Genomic DNA, 20560 nt, shown 5'->3' on the forward strand with positions numbered 1-20560 from the left:
GCAATCGTTCTCGAAGGTGAGGAATTCATGACAAAGATCAAGGTAGCCAATCCGGTCGTCGATCTCGACGGCGACGAAATGACTCGTATCATCTGGCAGCTCATCAAGGATAAGCTGATCCTCCCGTACCTCGATCTCGATATCGAATATTACGATCTTTCCGTTGAAAACCGCGATGCTACCAACGACCAAGTAACGGTCGACGCTGCCCACGCCATCAAGAAGCACGGTGTTGGCATCAAGTGCGCGACGATCACGCCAGACGAAGACCGCGTCAAGGAATTCAACCTCAAGCAGATGTGGAAGAGCCCGAACGGCACAATCCGCAACATTCTCGGCGGCGTTATTTTCCGCGAACCCATCATCTGCAAGAACGTGCCTCGCCTTGTTCCAGGCTGGACAAAGCCAATCGTCGTTGGTCGTCACGCTTTCGGTGACCAGTACAAGGCAACCGATTTCAAATTCCCGGGCAAGGGCAAGCTGACGATCAAGTTCGTTGGTGAAGACGGCCAGGTCATCGAGAAGGACGTGTTCGACGCGCCCGGTGCTGGCGTTGCCATGGCCATGTACAATCTTGATGAGTCGATCCGCGAATTCGCGCGTGCATCCATGAACTACGGCCTGATGCGCAAGTGGCCCGTTTACCTGTCTACCAAGAACACCATCCTGAAAGCTTATGACGGTCGCTTCAAGGACATCTTCGAAGAAATCTATCAGGCTGAATTCAAGGCGAAGTTCGACGAAGTTGGCATCACCTACGAACACCGCCTGATCGACGACATGGTTGCCTCCGCTCTCAAGTGGTCCGGCGGTTACGTCTGGGCGTGCAAGAACTACGATGGCGACGTTCAGTCGGACACAGTTGCGCAGGGCTTCGGCTCGCTCGGCCTGATGACCTCTGTTCTTCTGTCGCCAGATGGCCGCACGGTTGAAGCTGAAGCTGCGCACGGCACGGTGACACGTCACTACCGCCAGCACCAGAAGGGTCAGGAAACCTCGACCAACTCCATCGCGTCGATCTTCGCCTGGAGCCGTGGCCTCGCTCACCGCGCCAAGCTGGATGACAATGCAGAACTGGCGAAGTTTGCCGCCACGCTCGAAACCGTCTGCGTCGACACCGTCGAAGCCGGTTACATGACCAAGGATCTGGCACTGCTCATTGGCCCTGATCAGCCTTGGCTCTCCACAACGGCGTTCCTCGACAAGATCGACGAAAACCTCAAGAAGGCTATGGCTGCCTGATTGGCGACCTTCATAACTGACCACGAGAACCCGGCCTTTGCGCCGGGTTTTCTTTTGGCTCGAAAGCCTCTGTCTTGATCACGTCGCAGACGCAATGCAATTTCGAAATCAGAAAATCAGCGGGAGAAGACACCATGAGCGAACTGACATTCTACACCAACCCGATGTCGCGCGGACGCATCGTGCGCTGGATGCTGGAAGAAGCGGGCGCAACATACAAAACGGAGTATCTTGGCTACGCTGGCGAGATGAAGTCCGAGGCCTACAAAGCCATTAACCCGATGGGTAAGGTACCCGCCATCAAGCACGGCGATACCGTGGTGACCGAATGCGCAGCCATCTGCGCCTATCTTGCCGATGCATTCCCGCAGGCCAAACTTGCGCCGCAGATTACAGATCGTGGCACCTATTACCGCTGGTTCTTCTACGCGGCAGGTCCACTGGAAATGGCCGTCTCCACCAAGGCAATGGGCTTTGAAATCGGTCGGGACAAGCAGCGCATGGCAGGCTGCGGTGCCTATTCCGATGTCATGGACACCCTGGAGCACGCACTGAACGCCAACCGTTTTATCGCGGGAGACCAGTTCACGGCAGCTGACGTGTATATCGGCTCACAAATAAGCTGGGGTCTCCACTTCGGCTCCATCGAAAAACGCCAGCGCTTTGTGAATTATCTCGCCGATGTCCATGATCGCCCCGCCTACAAGCGCGCGACTCAGTTGGACGACGAGGCGGCAAAAGCGCAGCAAGCGGCTGAATAAACCGGGAAAGGAATGACGATTGAGAGCAAGAGCGGAACGCCTCTCCTTCGTCACCCTTGGGCTTGTCCCGAGGGTCTAACCACATTTCATCTGGTGGTTCGTTATATCCTCGGGTGAAGCCCGAGGATGATGACCCACATTCAAAAACAACGCCCGCCTTTTATTTGCTCAACCAGCCAACACAGCCGCAACTGCTTCAATCGCCGCATCGGCCTTGTCACCATCAGGGCCACCGGCCTGCGCCATATCGGGGCGACCACCGCCACCCTTACCGCCGAGTGCAGCGGATGCGGTGCGCACGAGATCGACAGCACTGAAGCGGGCCGTCAGGTCTTCGGTGACGGCAGCAACGGCGCTGGCCTTGCCATCTTCAGACACCGCAATCAGCAACACGACGCCGGAGCCAAGGCTGGTCTTGGCTTCGTCGGCGAGACTTTTGAGATCTTTCGCATCGATACCCGACATGGATTTGGAAAGGAACTTCACTCCGCCGACGTCTTTAACGTCGCCAGCAGAACCTTCCACTGAGCCGCCACCCATGGCCAGTTTGCGGCGGGCGTCCGCCAGTTCACGTTCAAGCTTCTTGCGTTCATCCATCAGGCTTTCAACGCGGGTCAGGACCTCTGCGGGCTGAACCTTCAACGACGATGCCAGCGCCTTGACGCGATCATCCTGCTCGGCCAGATAGGCAAGAGCCCCTGCGCCAGTTACCGCCTCGATACGGCGCACACCTGCACTCACAGCGCTATCGCCGAGAACGCGCACGAGACCGATCTGGCCAGTCGCTGCAACATGCGTGCCACCGCAAAGTTCGACGGAATAAGGACGGTTGGCCTTGGCGCCGTGAATGCCGGTGCCCATCGACACAACTCGGACTTCATCACCATATTTTTCACCGAACAGCGCCATCGCACCTTCGGCAATGGCATCATCGACGCTCATCAGACGCGTGACGACAGGTGAGTTTTGCAGGATGATTTCGTTGGCCATATCCTCGACGATCTTCAACTCTTCCGCCGACATGGGCTTGGGGTGAGAGACGTCGAAGCGCAGACGCTCAGGAGCCACCAAGGAACCCTTCTGGGCAACGTGTGTGCCGAGCACTTCTCGCAGCGCTTCGTGCAGCAGGTGGGTGGCCGAATGGTTGGCGCGCAGACGCGAGCGACGGTCATGATCGACGGTCAATTCAACCTCGTCACCAACCTTGATGTTGCCCTTGGAGATGGAGCCGATATGCGCAAACAGGCCCTCGCCTTTCTTGTGGGTATCGGTGACCGTAAAGGTGCCCTCGTCGGACGAGATGATACCGGTATCGCCCATTTGTCCACCGGACTCGCCGTAGAACGGCGTCTGGTTGACGACGATCTGGACAGTTTCGCCATCAGAAGCGCTCTCCACCGACTTGCCGTCCTTGACGATGGCGAGAACCACGCCTTCTGCGGTCTCGGTGTCGTAGCCCAGAAACTCGGTGGCGCCGTGCTTTTCCTTGAGCTCGAACCAGACGGTTTCTGTCGCCTTGTCGCCGGAGCCGGTCCAGTGTGAGCGTGCCTCGGCCTTCTGGCGCTCCATCGCGTCGGTAAAGCCTGAGACATCAACGCCGATTTCGCGGGCGCGAAGTGCGTCCTGCGTCAGGTCTAGGGGGAAACCGTAGGTGTCGTGAAGCTTGAAAGCGGTTTCCCCGTCCAGCATATCGCCCTTATGGAGCGTCGATGTGGCATCGGACAGCAACGTAAGGCCACGCGCAAGCGTCTTGCGGAACCGCGTTTCTTCCAGTTTCATCGTTTCGGAAATCAGCGCCTCCGCACGTACCAATTCCGGATAGGCCCGGCCCATCTGCTGAATAAGTGCAGGCAGCAGCTTCCAGATTAGTGGCTCGCGCGAACCCAGCAATTCTGCATGACGCATGGCGCGGCGCATGATGCGACGCAGAACGTAGCCGCGACCTTCATTCGATGGCAGAACGCCATCTGCAATGAGGAACGCGGTGGAGCGCAGATGGTCGGCAATGATGCGGTGGCTCGCGCGGTTTTCGCCTTCGGCTGGAACGCCGGTCGCTTCGACGGAGGCCGAAATCAATGCGCGGAACAGGTCGGTGTCGTAATTGTCATGCTTGCCTTGAAGCAGCGCAGAAATACGCTCAAGCCCCATGCCGGTATCGATAGATGGACGCGGCAGGTTGATGCGCTCTTCCTTGGACACCTGTTCATACTGCATGAAAACGAGGTTCCAGATTTCGATGAACCGGTCACCATCTTCATCTGCGGAACCGGGAGGTCCGCCCCAGATATGATCGCCATGGTCATAGAAGATTTCCGAGCAGGGACCGCACGGACCGGTATCACCCATCGCCCAGAAATTGTCGCTGGTCGGGATGCGAATGATGCGATCGTCGGAAAAACCAGCGATCTTCTTCCAGAGGTTAAAGGCTTCGTCATCGGTATGATATACAGTCACCAGCAGACGGTTCTTGTCGATACCGAATTCCTTGGTGATCAGGTTCCAGGCGTGCGTGATCGCCTCTTCCTTGAAGTAGTCGCCAAAGGAAAAGTTTCCGAGCATTTCAAAAAAGGTGTGGTGACGTGCGGTATAGCCGACATTGTCGAGGTCGTTGTGCTTGCCCCCTGCGCGCACGCATTTCTGCGACGACGCTGCCGTGGAATAGGGGCGGCTCTCCAATCCGGTGAAAACGTTCTTGAACTGAACCATGCCGGCATTCGTGAACATCAACGTCGGGTCGTTGCGCGGAACGAGCGGGCTGGATGGCACGATCTCGTGACCGTTCTTCTTGAAGTAGTCGAGGAAGGTCGACCGGATTTCATTTACACCGCTCATCAGAAGTCCTTCATTTCCACGCGATACCGCGGCCATAGCATAAAAAACACTGGCTTTTATCGCTCGCCACCCTGCCTGTCCAGCCAAAGAGGGTGGGGTTACAGCACAAATAAAGGCCGCGCGACACAATCGCACGACCTTTGTCTTCAAACGATCAAATATTGCCTCACTCTACGTTCGGCAACGGCAGATCATGCTTCAGGATCAACACCGTCGGCATCCGCTTCAGGTCCACCATTCTGGAGGAACTTTTCAGCAATCAGACCAGCGTTCTGGCGAAGCGCCAGTTCGATCTCCTCCGCCACCGCTGGATTTTCCTTCAGGAAGGTTTTCGCGTTCTCACGGCCCTGCCCCAGACGTTGGCTCTTGTAGGAGAACCAAGCGCCGGCCTTTTCGACCAGACCGGCCTTCACGCCTAGATCCACCAACTCGCCGGTCTTGGAAACGCCTTCGCCATACATGATGTCGAATTCGACCTGCTTGAAAGGAGGTGCCATCTTGTTCTTGACAACCTTGACGCGCGTCTGGTTGCCAACGACTTCTTCGCGATCCTTGACGGCACCGATGCGGCGAATGTCAAGGCGTACCGAAGCGTAGAACTTCAGCGCGTTGCCGCCCGTCGTAACTTCAGGCGAACCGTAGGAAATGCCGATCTTCATACGTATCTGGTTGATGAAGATGACCATGGTCTTCGACTTGGAAATCGAAGCCGTCAACTTGCGCAGCGCCTGGCTCATCAAGCGAGCCTGAAGGCCCGGAAGACTATCGCCCATTTCGCCTTCAATTTCCGCACGCGGCGTCAAGGCCGCAACGGAGTCGATGACCAGAACGTCAACGGCACCGGAGCGCACCAGCGTATCGGTGATTTCGAGCGCCTGTTCACCTGTGTCCGGCTGCGAAATCAGCAGGTTGTGAAGATCGACGCCGAGCTTGCGGGCATAGACCGGATCAAGCGCATGTTCGGCATCCACAAATGCGCAAATACCGCCCTTTTTCTGCGCTTCAGCAATCGTCTGCAAAGCAAGCGTTGTCTTACCGGAGCTTTCCGGTCCATAAATTTCAATGATACGGCCCTTGGGCAGACCGCCAATACCAAGTGCGACATCAAGGCTGAGCGAGCCCGTAGAAATGGTCTCGACCTCGACGATACTTTCATTGGAACCGAGCTTCATGATCGATCCCTTGCCGAACGAACGTTCGATCTGGGAAAGCGCCGCTTCCAGTGCCTTGCTTTTATCCACTGCTTTGTCCTCTACAAGACGCAAAGAATTTTGTGCCATCTGAAAACCACCTTTAGGTTATTGAAGCCGCACAGGCAATGAAGCTCTCTGTGACCGTTTTGTACTTTATTTGTTCTCATGCCACAAGCCGGTAGCATCATATTGAAAACAAATATGGATAAGTCCTTTGTTCTACTTTTGTTTTTCTTTTCATCTTGTGGAAAAAATGACTGATATGGAACGGTTTTCAATACAAGAGATGCACGAATCGGAATGTCGGTCACCGATCCGGAGAGGAAGTTTGACGTGAATAAAATACTCGTTCTGGGCGGCGCGCATATTGACCGACGGGGCATGATCGAGGCGGAAACAGTCGCGGGCGCCAGCAATCCCGGCTCATGGATGGAAGAAGCGGGCGGTGGCGGGTTCAACGCGGCACGCAATCTGGCACGCCTTGGTTTCATGGTCAGGATTATCGCCCCACGCGGCGGTGATTCCAATGGCGAAACTGTTGCCGCTGCCGCACTCGAGGCAGGCGTGGAGGATACTCCTTTCACATTTCTGGATCGCAGCACCCCCAGCTATACCGCCATTCTTGAACGAGATGGAAATCTCGTTATTGCCATAGCCGACATGGACCTCTACAAGCTGTTCACACCGCGCCGCCTGCGCGTGCGCGCCGTGCGCGATGCCATCATGGCTAGCGACATCATTTTGTGTGATGCGAACCTGCCAGACGATACACTGCGCGCTGTCGGTGTTTCCGCGCGCGCTTGCGAAAAGATGCTGGCTGCCATCGCCATATCCCCTGCCAAAGCCGTGAGGCTGAAGGCCGCCCTACCCGATATCCACATGCTGTTCATGAATGAAGCTGAAGCGCGCGCGCTGACGGGTACCGACGTAAACGATGTGCGAGAGTGGCCGAGGCATCTCAGGGCGATTGGTCTACGCGGTGGTGTTATAACCAGTGGTGCCCGGCACGTCGTAGCGTTTTCTGAAAAGGAAACGGCCATTCTCCACCCGCCGCTCATTGAAGATGTGCAGGATGTAACAGGTGCCGGTGATGCCATGGCATCTGGTTATCTTGCTGCGATTGGGGACGGCAAATCAATTGGTGAGGCTCTGCGTCATGGAGCAGCGGCAGCGGCTATCACGGTACAATCACCTTACGCCACTGCAACAGAGCTTTCTGCTGCAACATTGAACGCCATGCTGGCTCTTGTGCCATCGGCCGAAATGTTGTGAAGAGATCGTTTAAATAAACCCGGATAAGACAATGACAAAATCACAGCCCGCGCTTCTTTCCATCGCCTATTCCAAAGAAGTTGCCGCCGCAAAACAGCGCGGCGCGCCTATCGTTGCGCTCGAATCCACCATCATTACCCATGGCATGCCCTATCCCGGCAACATCCAGATGGCCGAATCCGTGGAACAGATCATTCGTGACCAAGGCGCTGTTCCAGCAACCATCGCGGTCCTTCATGGTACGCTGCATATCGGGCTGGAAAAGCATGAACTGGAGGCACTGGCACAGACGACAGATGCAATGAAGGTTTCGCGCGCCGATATCGCTTTCGCCATTGCGGAGCGCCGCACCGGCGCGACGACGGTTGCCGCAACCATGATCGCTGCAGACTATGCCGGTATCAAGGTATTTGCGACAGGCGGCATCGGCGGTGTGCATCGCGGCGCGGAAGAAAGTTTCGATATTTCCGCCGATTTGACCGAGCTCGCCAGGACAGGCGTGATCGTTGTCTGCGCGGGCGCAAAGGCGATCCTCGATATTCCCAAAACGCTGGAAGTTCTGGAAACACAGGGCGTTCCCGTTGTGACGTTCGGCTCCACCGAGTTCCCAGCCTTCTGGTCGCGCGCTTCTGGCCTGAAAAGCCCGCTCTCGCTCAATAGCCCCGCTGCGATCGCAAACTTCCAGACCACCCGCGAACAATTGGGCATTGCGGGCGGCATGCTGGTTGCCAACCCGGTGCCGGAAGAAGATGAGATTTCCAGCGAGGAAATGGAATTCTACATTCAGCGTGCTTTGTCCCATGCTGAGGAAGACGAGATCAGCGGCAAGTCGGTGACGCCTTATCTTCTGTCCAAAATATTTGAGATTACAGAAGGCCGAAGCCTTGAAACGAATATCGCTCTGGTTCGCAACAATGCTCGCCTTGCTGCTGAGATTGCGGTTGCGCTAGGTTAAGCCTTCGACCACAAAAAAAGCCCGGAACCTCTCGGTTCCGGGCTTTTTTTGTGCGTACAGCCCGCTTAGTTCTGCGCGACAGGCTTCACGAGCGACGTGATACGACGGATCGTAACGCGTCGATTTTCCTGCGATGCTGCAAGCGTCTGAACTTTCAGGAAGCGCTCGCCGTAACCCTGCGTCGTCAGGTTTTCGGGCGGAATACCGTAAACATCAGTCATGACGTTGGCGACCGATGCAGCGCGTTCGTCGGAAAGAACGAGGTTGCTTTCATCGTTGCCCACGGCATCGGTATGGCCTTCGATGAGGAAGGTTTCCGCCGGATTGTTCTTCAGCACCTTGCTGATGGCGTCTGCCACCTTGCGCAGTGACTGCGCCTGGCTCATCGGAATTTCGGCACTACCAGTCGCAAAGGTAATCGTGTCGAGGTCGATACGGCGGACCTTGTCACGAATACGAGCAGAGTAGCGAACTTCATCCATGGTATACACACGCTCCACAGGCTCGACCGGAGGCTGTTCCAGGAAGCGATAATAATCGCGATCGGGTTCGCTGGACGTGTCGATAATGTAGTCGTCAACCGGAATACGCAGGCGCATCGGCGGCAGATCGAGGCCCGGGTCGCGATAGACGTATTCGCGGTCGGGCTGATCGACGAGTTCAGGCGCATAGAACAGCACATATTCACGACCACGGCTGTCAATACGCGAGCGCTGGATGACGTCGCCGTAGCGGTTACGCACGGTCACGACCTGCGTGCCATCGGGACGCTCGATGGTTTCGCGGTAACGATCATCTGGCAGACGTTCGTAGTACGGCTTGGCGCCATCACGAATGAAGCGGTCATTGTCGTTGCCACGAACGACGACACGGTCACCGAATTGCAGGAAGACGCGGTCGCCCATATCGCGGTCGCGTGGACCACCACGCGGCATATCACGCGGCTGCCACTCACGCACGCCATCCGGGCGATCGTATTCGGGGCGTTCGTTGATCCGCTCACCTTGAATGTTGGTGATGGCCTGAATGTTGATCTGCGGTGCATTTTTTTCGCCACGACGGGACTGGGCTTCGGCATCCGACGTCGGCACCTTGAAGTCCTGAACCGCTTCACGTTCCTGGCGACGCTGATCGCGGGACTGCTGGTTCCCAGAACGTTCCGCTTCCTTGTCGCTGTCTAGAACGGCAGCGCCCTTGTCTACCGGTAGAATAACCGTATCGGCGGATTTGGATGGGTCCTTGGCCACAGCGCGGGCTTTGTCCAGTTCCTGCTTTGTGGTTGGCGGCGCTTCCTGCTGAGGTGTTACGACTTGCTGGGGAACGGGTTCGCCTGCAGGGGCCTGCCCGGTGGCTGCACCATTTTCAAGTTTAGGCTCAGTCGGCAATGGCGGCTGCTCGCCGTTCTGGGCACGTGGTGGACGCTGCTGTTCGGAAGGCTGCTGGCCCGGTGCAGGGTTTGGTTGCTCTTTTGGCTCAGGGGCCTTGCCTGGTGTAGGTGGTTCGGTCGGCACCGGTGCGGCCTTGACGTCAGGCTCTGGCGCTGCGGGCTTCTTTCCCGGCGTCACTGGCTTTTCAGGCGCAACTTCACCAGCGGCTGGCTGTTTTGCCTGCGGGTCGCGCGGACGCTCTCCGTCTGCGGCAGGCTTTTGCTGTTCTTCGGCGGCTGGTGGCTGATCAGGCTTTGGACGACGTGGACGCTCTTTCTGCTGCTCGGGTTGAGCAGCGTCTTGCGCTGCTGCGTCAGGCTTGGGTCGACGTGGACGTTCCTGTTGCTGCTCTGGCTGTGCCTGCGCGGGGGCGGCGTCGGGCTGCGCCTCGCGGCGTGGTCGCTGCTGCGGTTCCTTCTGCGGCTCTGCTGCACCTTCAGGCGCGGCTTCACGGCGAGGACGTGGCTGTTCTGGCTCTGCCTTCGGCTCTGGCTGCCTCTTGGGTTCGGGAGCGGCCTCGGGTGCTGCTTCGCGACGCGGGCGGGGTGCTTCTTCCTTCGGCTGCTCCGCCTTCGGCTGCTCGGGCTCAGCCTGCTGTTCCTGCTGGCGCTTTTTGGGCAGCTCTTCCGGGGTCGGCTCAGCCTGTGCCAGCAGCATCTGGCTATTGCCGGTATGTGTTACAGCCTGCTGCGACGAGTATTGAGACGCGCCTGCGCCTGTAACAGATGCTGCAAATGCAGGATCTATTGCAATCGCAAAAGACATCAGGGGGAAAACCACCCCGGTCAGCAGCTTGTTCTTCTTCAGCATTATAGTACCTCACCTAGTGATCGTCTTTTATCGCTTGTATTGCAGCGTGCGAAAAACAGTCTGCACATGCAGGCGGTGAACAACGCCTGAACCGCAACGTTGTTCCCATCATGACCAACCCGGTCTGTACCGGAAATGAACAGATCTAGGCAATTTCGTGAAGCGATTGTGGCCTTTCTTGCACTGCGAAACGATTGGGGTTGCATTTTAAAGACAAGGGTAAGACTATCCGCCAAGCGTTGCCTCTACTCCCTTCGGGCGATTGGCTGCGCGAAACATTTACCGCTCAGAAAACACAAACAAACTGTGCGGAAGACTCGCCGAAAGAGAGGATCGAAATGCGTATTTCCACCCGTCTGCTCGCTGCTGCATCCATTGCCGCGATGTCGCTGTTCTCCGGCGCCGCCATGGCGCAGGACAAGCTGGTCATCGGCACGGAAGGTGCCTACCCACCCTTCAACGTTCTTGAAGCAGACGGCACACTGACCGGCTTCGACATCGACATTGCCAAGGCACTGTGCGTAGAAATGAAGACAGAGTGCACCTTCGTAACGAATGACTGGGACGGAATCATCCCTGCCCTCCAGGCCAAGAAGTTCGATGCCATCGTCGCCTCCATGTCGATTACACCGGAACGTCTCGAGAAGGTCGACTTCTCGAAGAAGTACTACAACACGCCTCCAGCGATCGCCGTACCAAAGGATAGCACCGTCAAATCGGTGGAAGACCTGAAGGGCAAGACCATCGGCGCGCAGGGTTCCACCACCCACGCAAACTATGCCGAAAAGCATCTGGCGGATTCGGAGCTGAAGCTCTATCCGACGGCTGACGAATACAAGCTCGACATCACCAACGGTCGTATCGATGGTGTCATCGATGATATCGTTGTTCTCAGCGAATGGGTGAAATCCGATGCAGGCGCTTGCTGCAAAATCCTCACGCCAATGCCTGTTGATGAAGAAATCAACGGTCAGGGCGCTGGCATTGCAGTTCGCAAGGGCGATACCGCGCTGGCAGACAAGTTGACCGCAGCAATTGCGGCAATTCGTGCTAACGGCGAATACAAAAAAATCAACGACAAGTATTTCGATTTCGACGTCTACGGCAAGTAAGCCATTTGCCTGTTGAAATATTGTGGCGGGAGGCTTGCCCTCCCGCCATTTTTGTTTGAGAACAAACAGATAAAATAATACGAGACAAGCGGCGAAGACCGCAGGGGAAATTGGCATGAGCGGAGCATTTTCCGCCATAGGTTCGTTCTGGACCTATTTGACGTATCTGTTCGATCCCCTTTGTGGGCCAGCTGGCATTTTCTCTCTCCTCGGCAACGGAACACTCGTAGCCTGCGGCGATGCGGGCTGGGGCGATGAAATCGCTTTCGGCGTCAAGGTCACCATTTCCGTGGCACTGGCGACCTTGCCTATTGGTCTCATCATCGGCTTTCTGATCGCACTTGCCGCGCAATCCGAAGAAAAGTCGCTGCGGCTGGCTGCTGGTATCTACACCACGATTTTCCGTGGCCTGCCGGAATTGCTGACGCTGTTCATCGTCTATTACGGCATCCAGATGCTGTTGCAGTCAGTCGGCAGTTACGTCGGAATCACCGGCCCGATAGAGATCAATGCCTTTGTTGCAGGCATGATCGCCTTGTCGGTTGTGTTTTCGTCCTATGCGTCGGAAGTGCTGCTTTCGGCATTTCGTGCCATTCCAAAGGGACAATATGAGGCAGGCGATGCGCTGGGAATTCCACGCAGCCGAACAATGGTTCTCATCATCATTCCACAGCTCGTGCGCATCGCACTGCCGGGGATGACGAACCTGTGGATGATTCTTCTCAAGGACACGTCCTACGTCTCGATAATCGGCTTGTCGGATATTTTGCGCCAGACGGGCATTGCAGCACGCGTCAGCAAGGAAGCCTTCTTCTTCTATGGCATCGCCTGCCTGCTCTATCTCGTCCTCGCGCTCCTTTCATCCTTCGGTCTTGGCTTTATCGACCGCTGGTCGCGCCGATCGGAGGCTAAACGATGAGCCACGCCGAGAAATTGATTCCACCCCGCCCTGCTCCACTATCGGTGGCAAAACCACTGTCGATTTCCAAGATCGCGGGTTACACAGTGACGGGGCTTTGGCTGTTGCTGGGTCTCGGCCTCTTGTATTCCATGATCGTTGGCTGGGATCTGGACAAATTCACCCGCTACGGTCCGCGTTATATCGATGGCCTGATCACCACAATAACATTGGTCGGTACGTCGATCGTTCTCGGCGCACTTCTATCGCTGCCGCTTGCCTTTGCCCGCATGTCACCAAACCGGATTATCGGTGCGCTGGCTTATTCCTATGTCTATCTGTTTCGCAGCACCCCGTTGCTGGCCCAATTGTTCCTGATTTATTACGGGCTCGGTAGCTTTCGGCCAGAACTGCAAGAGGTTGGATTGTGGTGGTTCTTCCGTGAAGCCTGGTATTGCGGACTTCTTTCCCTGACGCTGAATACAGCAGCCTATCAGGCGGAAATTCTACGCGGCGCGATCCAGAGTGTTCCAAGAGGTCAGCATGAAGGTGCCGCCTCGCTTGGTATCTCCAAGGCTATAACCTTCTGGAAAGTCGTCCTCCCGCAGGCCATGATCGTGGCGCTGCGCCCTTACGGCAACGAGATCATTCTGATGATCAAGGGCTCGGCTGTCGTCTCCATCGTCACTGTCTTCGACCTTATGGGACAGACCCGCTACGCCTTCTCGCGCACCTTCGACTATCAGGCTTACCTGTGGGCTGCGATTTTCTATCTCTCCATCGTAGAAATATTGCGTCACATCTGGGCAGCGCTGGAAGCTAGGCTGACACGGCATCTAAAAAGATAGACGGCTTAGGCAGCACTCTTTAAATTCGAGTGCTAACATATTGAAAATATGACAAATTCTTGACATATCTGCATAGCCGGTAAGGTTCGGTTAACCATGCCGTGTTCCCATGTTGATAGGCACCATTTGTGGCGCCAGCGACCAACAAAAAGGGAGCAGCCAGCATGAACCAAGATATGGAAATGATGCTGAAGGGCTACGGCATGACCACAGCCGAAATCTTGTACCGTATGCCGGACCATCCAGTCGTTCTGCAAACATACCTCTGGCAGAATTACGATCTGGCACCGGATTTTCCTGAAATGCGCGGCTTTCTCAAATTCTGGCAGGAAAAGCTGGACGGGCCACTGCATTCCGTTCGCTATGTCCACCGCAAACTGATTTCGGCCCAAGAGTGGCGCTCGCTGAAGGGCGAGTTCATTCTGCACTGACAAAACAAGGATTGCACGGCGCGGCGTTGCGGCTTAAGCAGGCTTCGAATTTTCACGAAAGCCCGGATGCCAGCTATGACGAACCAGAAGATCGATGAAGAAGCCTTAGCCGAAGCCTATAACCGTGCATTGGCACTGGAAAAGGCGGGTGACATTGACGCTGCGGTCAAGGCTTACGAAGAGGTTCTGGCTATCGATCCCGAAGATCATGGTGGTGCTGCCGTGCGTATCGCGTCCATGGGACGCGGCGATACACCGTCGAAGGCGCCGGACGCCTATGTCGAAACTCTATTCGACCAGCAGGCGGAAGCCTTTGAAGATATTCTGGTCGAGCAACTTGGTTATGCCGTGCCGATGATCGTTCGGCAGCGTCTTCAAGCGCGGGAACTCGGACCCTTCAAGCGCGTGCTGGACCTGGGCTGCGGAACGGGTTTGACCGGTGAAGCCCTGCGCGACATGGCAGACGATATTACGGGTATCGACATCTCTGAAAACATGGTCGAAATCGCCCATGAAAAAGAACTCTACGAGACGCTCTACGTCGCCGAGGTCGAAGACTTTCTGGAAGACAATGACGACGCGCCATTCGATCTGATCACCGCGACCGATGTCCTACCTTATCTCGGTGCACTGGAGCCGATCTTCTTTGGTGCTGCGGAAAACATGGTCGCAGGTGGCCTGTTCATTTTCTCTTCCGAAACGCTGCCGGAAGACGTTTTAGCTAACCGCTCCTACATGGTCGGCCCGCATCAGCGTTTCGCTCACTCCGAGACCTACGTCCGCGAACGGCTCGCAGCGACCGGTTTTGAGATCATCGAAGTGACCGACATCAATGTTCGCATGCAGGATGGGCACCCGACGCCGGGTCACCTGGTCATTGCGAAATTCAAGGGATGAAAACCAATCCGTCATGCCTGGCCTGCCCCGGCATGACGGTCGTTAAAAGAGTGCGCCATATTTGAAGAAGCGCAAACACGCTTACGAATCGTCACCGGACTTGGCGTTGTCCAATTGCATGTAGTCCAGCGGCAATTCCGTGGTGTATTTAATCTGCTCCATCGCGAAAACAGACGACACGTCACGGATTTCGATCTTCGCGATCATCCGCTTATAAAAAGCGTCATAGGCCGCAATATCCGGCACGACCACGCGCAGCAGATAATCAACGTCGCCGCTCATGCGGTAGAACTCGACCACTTCGGGGAATTCGGAGACGACTTCGGAAAAGCGCTTCAGCCACTCGATGGAGTGCGACGCGGTTCGAATGGACACGAACACCGTGACCTTGGTATTGACTTTGCCGGGATCGAGAAGTGCGACACGGCGACGGATGACACCGTCTTCTTCCATTTTCTGGATACGACGCCAGCAAGGTGTTGTGGAAAGCCCAACCTTCTTGGCGAGGTCAGCAACAGCCAATGTGGAATCTTCTTGCAGAATGCGTAGAATTTTACGGTCGAGACGGTCCAATCTTCTCTCCTCCGGAATTATTTTCCTCTTTCTACACGAAATAAAAGAGAAAAAAAGAAATTTGTTTCAGAAAAGAAGCCTTTCCACATCCTGACGCAGGATGGGCAAGAGATTTTCTTCGAACCATGGATTTTTCTTGAGCCACGCGCTGTTGCGCCAGCTGGGGTGCGGTAAAGGAAGAATCTGAATACCCTGGTTGGTGTATCGGTAGGTCTGCCAGTTCTGCACCGTTTCCGTCATCGTCTTCATCCGTCGCGACCCCAAATGCCAGCTTTGTGCATACTGACCAATCGCGATAACCAATTCGATTTGCGGCATCGCCTGCATGACAGTCTCGCGCCAGCGGGGCGCACATTCCAGCCTCGGTGGCAAATCGCTGCCCTTGGCATCATAGCCCGGAAAACAAAAGCCCATCGGCACGATGGCGAAGTTGTCGGCATTGTAAAACGTCTCACGATCGACGCTGAGCCATTCGCGCAAACGGTTGCCCGACGCATCGTTAAACGGCAAGCCGCTTTCGTGAACCCGCAGTCCGGGTGCTTGGCCCGCAATGAGTATTTTCGCGATACTGGAAATAACAGCGACTGGACGCGGCTCGTGCGGTAGGCGATCCGCATCGCCCTTAAGCGGCTCATCGCGGCAGATGCGACATTTGGCAACGGCCTGCCGCAAGACCTTGATCTGCTCTTGAGCTGGTTTTTTTGACATTGAAAAAGTCTACCAGCCAAGAATATGACGGACCAGTCCGATCACACCAGCGAGAGGAACCTCCATGTCAGCGGCTTTGTGCTCTCTGCGCCAGTCCCTTGGGTTTTCAAACGTTCCCGCCCAGACTCCTGCCCGCCGATTCTGCGCCGACGCCTGCTCACGGGAAAACAGGAAATATTCAGTCGTCACTGCAAACCCTGCCGCAACCATGTCGCCAGCGATGTCCTCGCCACCTGCCGAACATCGTACCAGCAGACGCTTATACCGGTCTTTATCTTTTCCGGAGCATTCGACCGTACCGGTTCGCAGCAGTGTCTTCAGATAGTCCTTGGCTTCAGGGCCACATGGCCACTCTGCGCCATCACGCATACAGCTTTGACCCATCTCCGGCGCATCGATACCGATGAGGCGAAAACGTTCGCCACCGAAGGCCAGAGTGTCACCATCCACCGCGTTGAACTGACCGGTAAAACGCTCCTGGCTCACGCCATCAAGCTTCGCGGCAATCAGCGTGCCCATCACCAGAATGAGAGCTGCGATGATGCCGTCCTTCAGAAATCGCAAGGGCTTACGTGAGGCCTCTCTCATGTACCAATAAACCCTTTTCAGAAATGGCAAACAAATCCTTTAACCGCAGCATCTTCTTAAGAATTTGCCACTAGGCTGCAAGTCTTTAGATCACCAGCGTTGTGTCGATGAGTAAAAGCGCTAGCACCACTGCGGACAAGAACATCGTCGACCGGTCACGGACGCGGCGCAACAAGGCCGTCTTCGAGACGGTGAAGTTGACGCGTGAGCGCTTGCAATATGGCCCCGTGGGTACTAACGTCTTCGAACGCGACATGCTGCAAATGCATATTGCGGAGACTTTGCAGAGCGCGACGATCATGCCTTTGTTCATCGTTCTCGCAACGGGCGTGGGCATCTACATCAGTCGTGACCCGCAAACTCTCGGCTGGGCCGTGCTGGCTCTAACAGCGCATGCGCTGGCGCTGATCTTTGCGCGCAGGGCTTCCCACCGGGAGGTCAACGCCTCCAATCTCCCGGCATGGCACAATATCTTTCTCACCACGCAAATCGTCATAGGTCTCGTCTGGGTCCTGTTTGCGCTCCAGACAATAGAGACGGGTGATGCGTCGCTCATTACGTTCTACAAGGGCGCGACCCTTCTGATCGCCCTATCGATTACCGCGACTTCAAACTTTCTGCTGCGGCGCGCGACTTTGATGACGTTTCTGCCTGTGCTCGTCGCGCTCAGCGTCACCGCCGCCCTGTCTCGTAACCCGATGGAAATCGGCCTTGCGTTGATGTTTGCTCTGGGAATGCTGTTTTGCCACCACGTAACGAAGCGGCTCTATCTGACCAACCTGAAGCTTCTATCGTTCCAGTCCGAAAAAGACGACCTGATTGCGGAGCTGGAAGTCGCGAAATCCATGTCGGATGAAGCCCGACGGCGCGCCGAAGAGGCCAATATGGCCAAATCCCGCTTCCTCGCTTCAATGTCTCACGAATTGCGGACACCGCTGAATGCTATTCTCGGATTTTCCGAGGTCATGGCATCGGAGGTTTTGGGACCGTTGAATAACCCCCTCTACAAGGAGTATTCCGGGGATATTCACCGCTCCGGTCAGCATCTATTGGACCTCATCAACGAAATCCTCGATCTGTCCCGCATCGAAGCGGGTCGCTACGATCTGCATGAAGAAGCCGTAGCGCTTCTGGAAATAGCGGATGATTGCGTCGGCATGATCCAGCTGAGGGCACGCGGCAAGAATATTCGCATTTCGCAGCAGTTCGAAACCACCCTGCCCCACGTATGGGCAGATGAAAAAGCAATCCGTCAGGTCATCCTCAACCTGCTGTCCAACGCGGTAAAATTCACCCCTCAAGGCGGGGAAATCCGTATCAAGGCTGGCTGGACGGCAGGCGGCGGGCAATATGTGTCGATTAAGGATAACGGTCCCGGCATTCCTGAAGAGGAAATTCCAGTCGTTCTGTCGGCCTTCGGTCAGGGCTCCATTGCAATCAAGAGCGCGGAACAGGGTACAGGCCTTGGCCTCCCCATCGTCCAGGCCATTCTGGCCAAGCATGACGGTCAGTTCGTGTTGAAATCAAAGCTGCGTGAAGGGACGGAAGTGATTGCCATTCTGCCGGCAAAACGCGTGCTGCAAAGTATTCCGGCCGTTGAAGACGTGCAGGTGGTTCAACCGCGCAAACGGTCTTTCGCCTAAATCGCAATGGATGAAAACAACATCGTGCTGACAAGCGAATAGAGGACAAAGCCGCCATTCGCCAGCAAAAGGCAAAATACCGCGAATGACCCGAGATCCTTGGCATGACGCGCCGCCGACGAAAATTCCGGCGAGACGCGATCAACGATTTCTTCGATGGCAGTATTGAGGGATTCGACGGAAAACAGCAAAAGCATCAGAACCGTGAATATCAGATAATGCGCAACTGGCGCGCCAATGACTCCCAGCAGCACAAGTCCGGCACCGAAGGCCAGAACCTCATGTCTGAAGGCCGCTTCTTTCCATAGGCGTGAAAGCCCCTGAGCGGAATAACGCGCTGCGGCGAAGAGATGTCGAAACCCGGTCTCCTTGTGGAAAACCGGTTCTGGCTGCTGTGGGGTGTTCGGCTTATCCATGGCGACCTCAGTGGTCTGTACGAGTATCGACACCCGCGGCGGCGAAGGTTGCCATACCGGAATGGCAGGCTGCTGCGGCTTTGACGATGCCAGCGGCAAGTGCTGCACCCGTGCCTTCGCCCAGACGCATTCCAAGTGCGAGAAGTGGCGTCTTGCCAAGCTTTTCGACAGCGGCCAGATGCCCGGGCTCGCCGGAGACATGGCCAATGAGGCAATGATCGAGCGCGGCAGGATTGGCCGCTTTCAAGAGTGCGGCGGCGGCGGTTGCCACATAACCATCGATCAGAACCGGGATTTTCTCGACACGCGCGGCCAGAATGGCACCGGCCATTGCCGCGATTTCACGTCCACCGAGACGGCGCATGATCTCCAGCGGATCGGACAGATGGTCTTTGTGGAACTCCACGGCTGCTTTCACAGCAGCAATCTTGCGCGCCATCACATCGCCTTCGGAGCCAGTGCCCGGTCCGGTCCACTCTTCCGCCGTACCGCCATAGAGTGCGAGATTGATCGCAGCGGCAATGGTCGTGTTGCCGATGCCCATTTCACCGATGCAGAGAAGATCGGTGCCACCGGCTATTGCTTCCATCCCGAATGCCATCGTGGCTGCGCAATCGCGCTCGGACAAAGCCGGCTCGGTGGTGATGTCACCGGTGGGGTAATCCAGCGCCAGATCGAAAATCTTCAGGCCCAGATCATGCGTCACGCAAATTTGGTTTATGGCGGCACCACCGGCGGCGAAGTTTTCCACCATCTGCTGTGTCACCGACGACGGATAAGGTGTGACGCCATGCCTGGTAACACCGTGGTTTCCAGCAAAAATCGCCACCAAAGGGCGGTTGACGGCAGGTGCACGACCGGACCACGCGGCCAACCACATGGCGATCTCTTCCAGACGCCCCAGCGAGCCAGCAGGCTTGGTCAGTTGCGCGTTACGCTCTTTGGCGGCCACGAGCGCGAAGGTGTCCGGGCCTGGAAGGTCGCGCAAAAGCGTCCGAAAATCGTCAAAAGGCAGTCCGCTCATGCTCATGATATCGGTCTTTCTGGTGGTGCCGGGCGCTTGTGTTTTCCGGCAAATCGGTCTTTGTTGCGCTTCTCATAATCGGGGATGCGCGGAGGAACAACCTCAAATGCAACAAGCGCCTCCTCAACTAAAGGAGAGACGATTGCGGGCCGGGGATTTTCTGACGGATATGATGCGCTCGCTGAGTTTTCTCAGCCGCATTCCCGTAAACGACATCTTCTTCGAAGACGACCAGCGCCCGCTGGGCCAGATGGTACGTGCCTTCCCCGTCGCGGGCTTTCTGATCGCGCTGCCTGCGGCCTGTTTGGCGGCATTTCTCACATGGCTGGATGCAGACCCGTTGATGTCCGCCGCCATCGTTCTTAGTGTCGCCACCTTGATGACCGGCGCACTGCACGAGGACGGGCTTGCAGACACAGCAGACGGTTTTGGTGGCGGCAGAACGAAACAACGCGCGCTCGACATTATGAAGGACAGCCGCATTGGCACCTATGGAGCGATTGCGTTGGTGCTGTCGTTCCTCATCAGGGCAGCAGCCATTGCCGCCCTGATGCGTGAACTTTCACCCCTTGCCGTAGCAGCCTGCCTGATTGCGACAGCCTGTTTAAGCCGTGGCCTGATGGTCTGGCATTGGCAGACGCTGCCGCCAGCCAGAGAAGGCGGCAGCGCGGCAATGGCGGGTCAGCCGGGCGAGCGTGAACGAAAGGGTGCGATCACTTACGGTTTCTGCATCGCAGTTTTTCTCTGCTTGTCCTTTTTCCAGCCCCTGCTTCTGGTCGTCGCACTCGCTGTCCCCTTCGGCGTCACCTATCTCTTCAACCGTCTGTGCGATCAAAAAATCGATGGTCACACCGGTGATACCATCGGCGCCACCCAACAGATCACAGAGATTGTGATGCTGATCGCACTTGCTCTCATTGCGTGACGTGC

The 20560-nt window shown here is 56.2% G+C and carries 19 protein-coding genes; 11 read left to right on the plus strand and 8 right to left on the minus strand.

Features of this window, described 5'->3' with window-relative positions:
- The first annotated feature begins 27 nt into the window (after window positions 1-27).
- On the plus strand, window positions 28-1242 hold the full coding sequence (locus ATO67_RS01730; RefSeq protein WP_067644213.1) for an NADP-dependent isocitrate dehydrogenase: 1215 nt from the start codon (window positions 28-30) through the stop codon (window positions 1240-1242).
- Window positions 1243-1376: 134 nt separating this feature from the next.
- Window positions 1377-2003, plus strand: coding sequence for a glutathione S-transferase family protein (locus ATO67_RS01735; protein WP_067643425.1), 627 nt, complete (start codon window positions 1377-1379; stop codon window positions 2001-2003).
- Between the two features lie 168 nt (window positions 2004-2171).
- On the opposite strand, the gene alaS is transcribed toward ATO67_RS01735, so the two are convergent.
- A complete protein-coding gene (alaS, locus tag ATO67_RS01740; RefSeq protein WP_067644216.1) occupies window positions 2172-4835 on the minus strand; it encodes an alanine--tRNA ligase in 2664 nt (887 codons plus the stop codon).
- Window positions 4836-5026: 191 nt separating this feature from the next.
- Complete coding sequence (recA, locus tag ATO67_RS01745; RefSeq protein ID WP_067643428.1) at window positions 5027-6115, minus strand: recombinase RecA; 1089 nt, start codon at window positions 6113-6115, stop codon at window positions 5027-5029.
- A 246-nt stretch (window positions 6116-6361) separates the two neighbouring features.
- Here recA and ATO67_RS01750 point away from each other — a divergent pair, with 246 nt between their 5' ends.
- Together ATO67_RS01750 and ATO67_RS01755 are read left to right on the plus strand one after the other, a co-directional pair.
- Complete coding sequence (locus ATO67_RS01750; RefSeq protein ID WP_082760132.1) at window positions 6362-7300, plus strand: carbohydrate kinase family protein; 939 nt, start codon at window positions 6362-6364, stop codon at window positions 7298-7300.
- 31 nt (window positions 7301-7331) lie between these two features.
- Window positions 7332-8255, plus strand: coding sequence for a pseudouridine-5'-phosphate glycosidase (locus ATO67_RS01755; RefSeq protein WP_067643434.1), 924 nt, complete (start codon window positions 7332-7334; stop codon window positions 8253-8255).
- A 65-nt stretch (window positions 8256-8320) separates the two neighbouring features.
- Here ATO67_RS01755 and ATO67_RS01760 read toward each other — a convergent pair whose 3' ends face one another.
- A complete protein-coding gene (locus tag ATO67_RS01760; RefSeq protein ID WP_067643437.1) occupies window positions 8321-10492 on the minus strand; it encodes an OmpA family protein in 2172 nt (723 codons plus the stop codon).
- Between the two features lie 338 nt (window positions 10493-10830).
- On the opposite strand from ATO67_RS01760, the gene ATO67_RS01765 reads away from it, so the two are divergent.
- The 5 genes from ATO67_RS01765 (at window position 10831) to ATO67_RS01785 (ending at window position 14678) form a co-directional block, all read left to right on the plus strand.
- On the plus strand, window positions 10831-11604 hold the full coding sequence (locus tag ATO67_RS01765) for an ABC transporter substrate-binding protein (RefSeq protein WP_067643440.1): 774 nt from the start codon (window positions 10831-10833) through the stop codon (window positions 11602-11604).
- Window positions 11605-11719: 115 nt separating this feature from the next.
- On the plus strand, window positions 11720-12523 hold the full coding sequence (locus ATO67_RS01770) for an ABC transporter permease (protein WP_067643443.1): 804 nt from the start codon (window positions 11720-11722) through the stop codon (window positions 12521-12523).
- Window positions 12520-13350, plus strand: coding sequence for an ABC transporter permease (locus ATO67_RS01775; protein ID WP_067643446.1), 831 nt, complete (start codon window positions 12520-12522; stop codon window positions 13348-13350). Before ATO67_RS01770 ends, ATO67_RS01775 begins: the two co-directional genes overlap by 4 nt.
- Before the next feature lie 164 nt (window positions 13351-13514).
- Window positions 13515-13781 (plus strand): usg protein, encoded by a 267-nt coding sequence (locus tag ATO67_RS01780; protein WP_067643449.1) that lies wholly within the window; start codon window positions 13515-13517, stop codon window positions 13779-13781.
- A gap of 75 nt (window positions 13782-13856) precedes the next feature.
- Complete coding sequence (locus tag ATO67_RS01785; RefSeq protein WP_067644219.1) at window positions 13857-14678, plus strand: class I SAM-dependent methyltransferase; 822 nt, start codon at window positions 13857-13859, stop codon at window positions 14676-14678.
- Between the two features lie 81 nt (window positions 14679-14759).
- On the opposite strand, the gene ATO67_RS01790 is transcribed toward ATO67_RS01785, so the two are convergent.
- The 3 genes from ATO67_RS01790 to ATO67_RS01800 all read right to left on the minus strand — a co-directional run bounded on the left by ATO67_RS01790 (window position 14760) and on the right by ATO67_RS01800 (window position 16547).
- Window positions 14760-15251, minus strand: a complete 492-nt coding sequence (locus ATO67_RS01790) for an Lrp/AsnC family transcriptional regulator (RefSeq protein ID WP_067643452.1) — start codon at window positions 15249-15251, stop codon at window positions 14760-14762.
- A 66-nt stretch (window positions 15252-15317) separates the two neighbouring features.
- Window positions 15318-15959 (minus strand): uracil-DNA glycosylase family protein, encoded by a 642-nt coding sequence (locus ATO67_RS01795; RefSeq protein WP_067643455.1) that lies wholly within the window; start codon window positions 15957-15959, stop codon window positions 15318-15320.
- 9 nt (window positions 15960-15968) lie between these two features.
- On the minus strand, window positions 15969-16547 hold the full coding sequence (locus ATO67_RS01800) for a thermonuclease family protein (RefSeq protein ID WP_067643458.1): 579 nt from the start codon (window positions 16545-16547) through the stop codon (window positions 15969-15971).
- A gap of 107 nt (window positions 16548-16654) precedes the next feature.
- Between ATO67_RS01800 and ATO67_RS01805 the strand changes: the two genes are divergently transcribed.
- Window positions 16655-18190, plus strand: a complete 1536-nt coding sequence (locus ATO67_RS01805; RefSeq protein WP_067643461.1) for a sensor histidine kinase — start codon at window positions 16655-16657, stop codon at window positions 18188-18190.
- Here the strand turns inward: ATO67_RS01805 and ATO67_RS01810 are convergent.
- Together ATO67_RS01810 and cobT are read right to left on the minus strand one after the other, a co-directional pair.
- The gene (locus ATO67_RS01810; RefSeq protein WP_067643463.1) at window positions 18187-18606 is read right to left on the minus strand and encodes a diacylglycerol kinase; all 420 of its coding nucleotides are present in this window, start codon (window positions 18604-18606) and stop codon (window positions 18187-18189) included. The two genes, ATO67_RS01805 and ATO67_RS01810, sit on opposite strands and share 4 nt — an antisense overlap.
- Before the next feature lie 7 nt (window positions 18607-18613).
- Window positions 18614-19636, minus strand: coding sequence for a nicotinate-nucleotide--dimethylbenzimidazole phosphoribosyltransferase (gene cobT / locus ATO67_RS01815; protein ID WP_067643466.1), 1023 nt, complete (start codon window positions 19634-19636; stop codon window positions 18614-18616).
- 100 nt (window positions 19637-19736) lie between these two features.
- Here cobT and ATO67_RS01820 point away from each other — a divergent pair, with 100 nt between their 5' ends.
- Window positions 19737-20555: an adenosylcobinamide-GDP ribazoletransferase gene (locus ATO67_RS01820; RefSeq protein WP_067643469.1), complete on the plus strand. Its 819-nt coding sequence runs from the start codon at window positions 19737-19739 to the stop codon at window positions 20553-20555.
- Window positions 20556-20560: the final 5 nt, after the last annotated feature.

The organism is Agrobacterium bohemicum, assembly GCF_001562555.1.
Taxonomy (GTDB): domain Bacteria; phylum Pseudomonadota; class Alphaproteobacteria; order Rhizobiales; family Rhizobiaceae; genus Agrobacterium; species Agrobacterium bohemicum.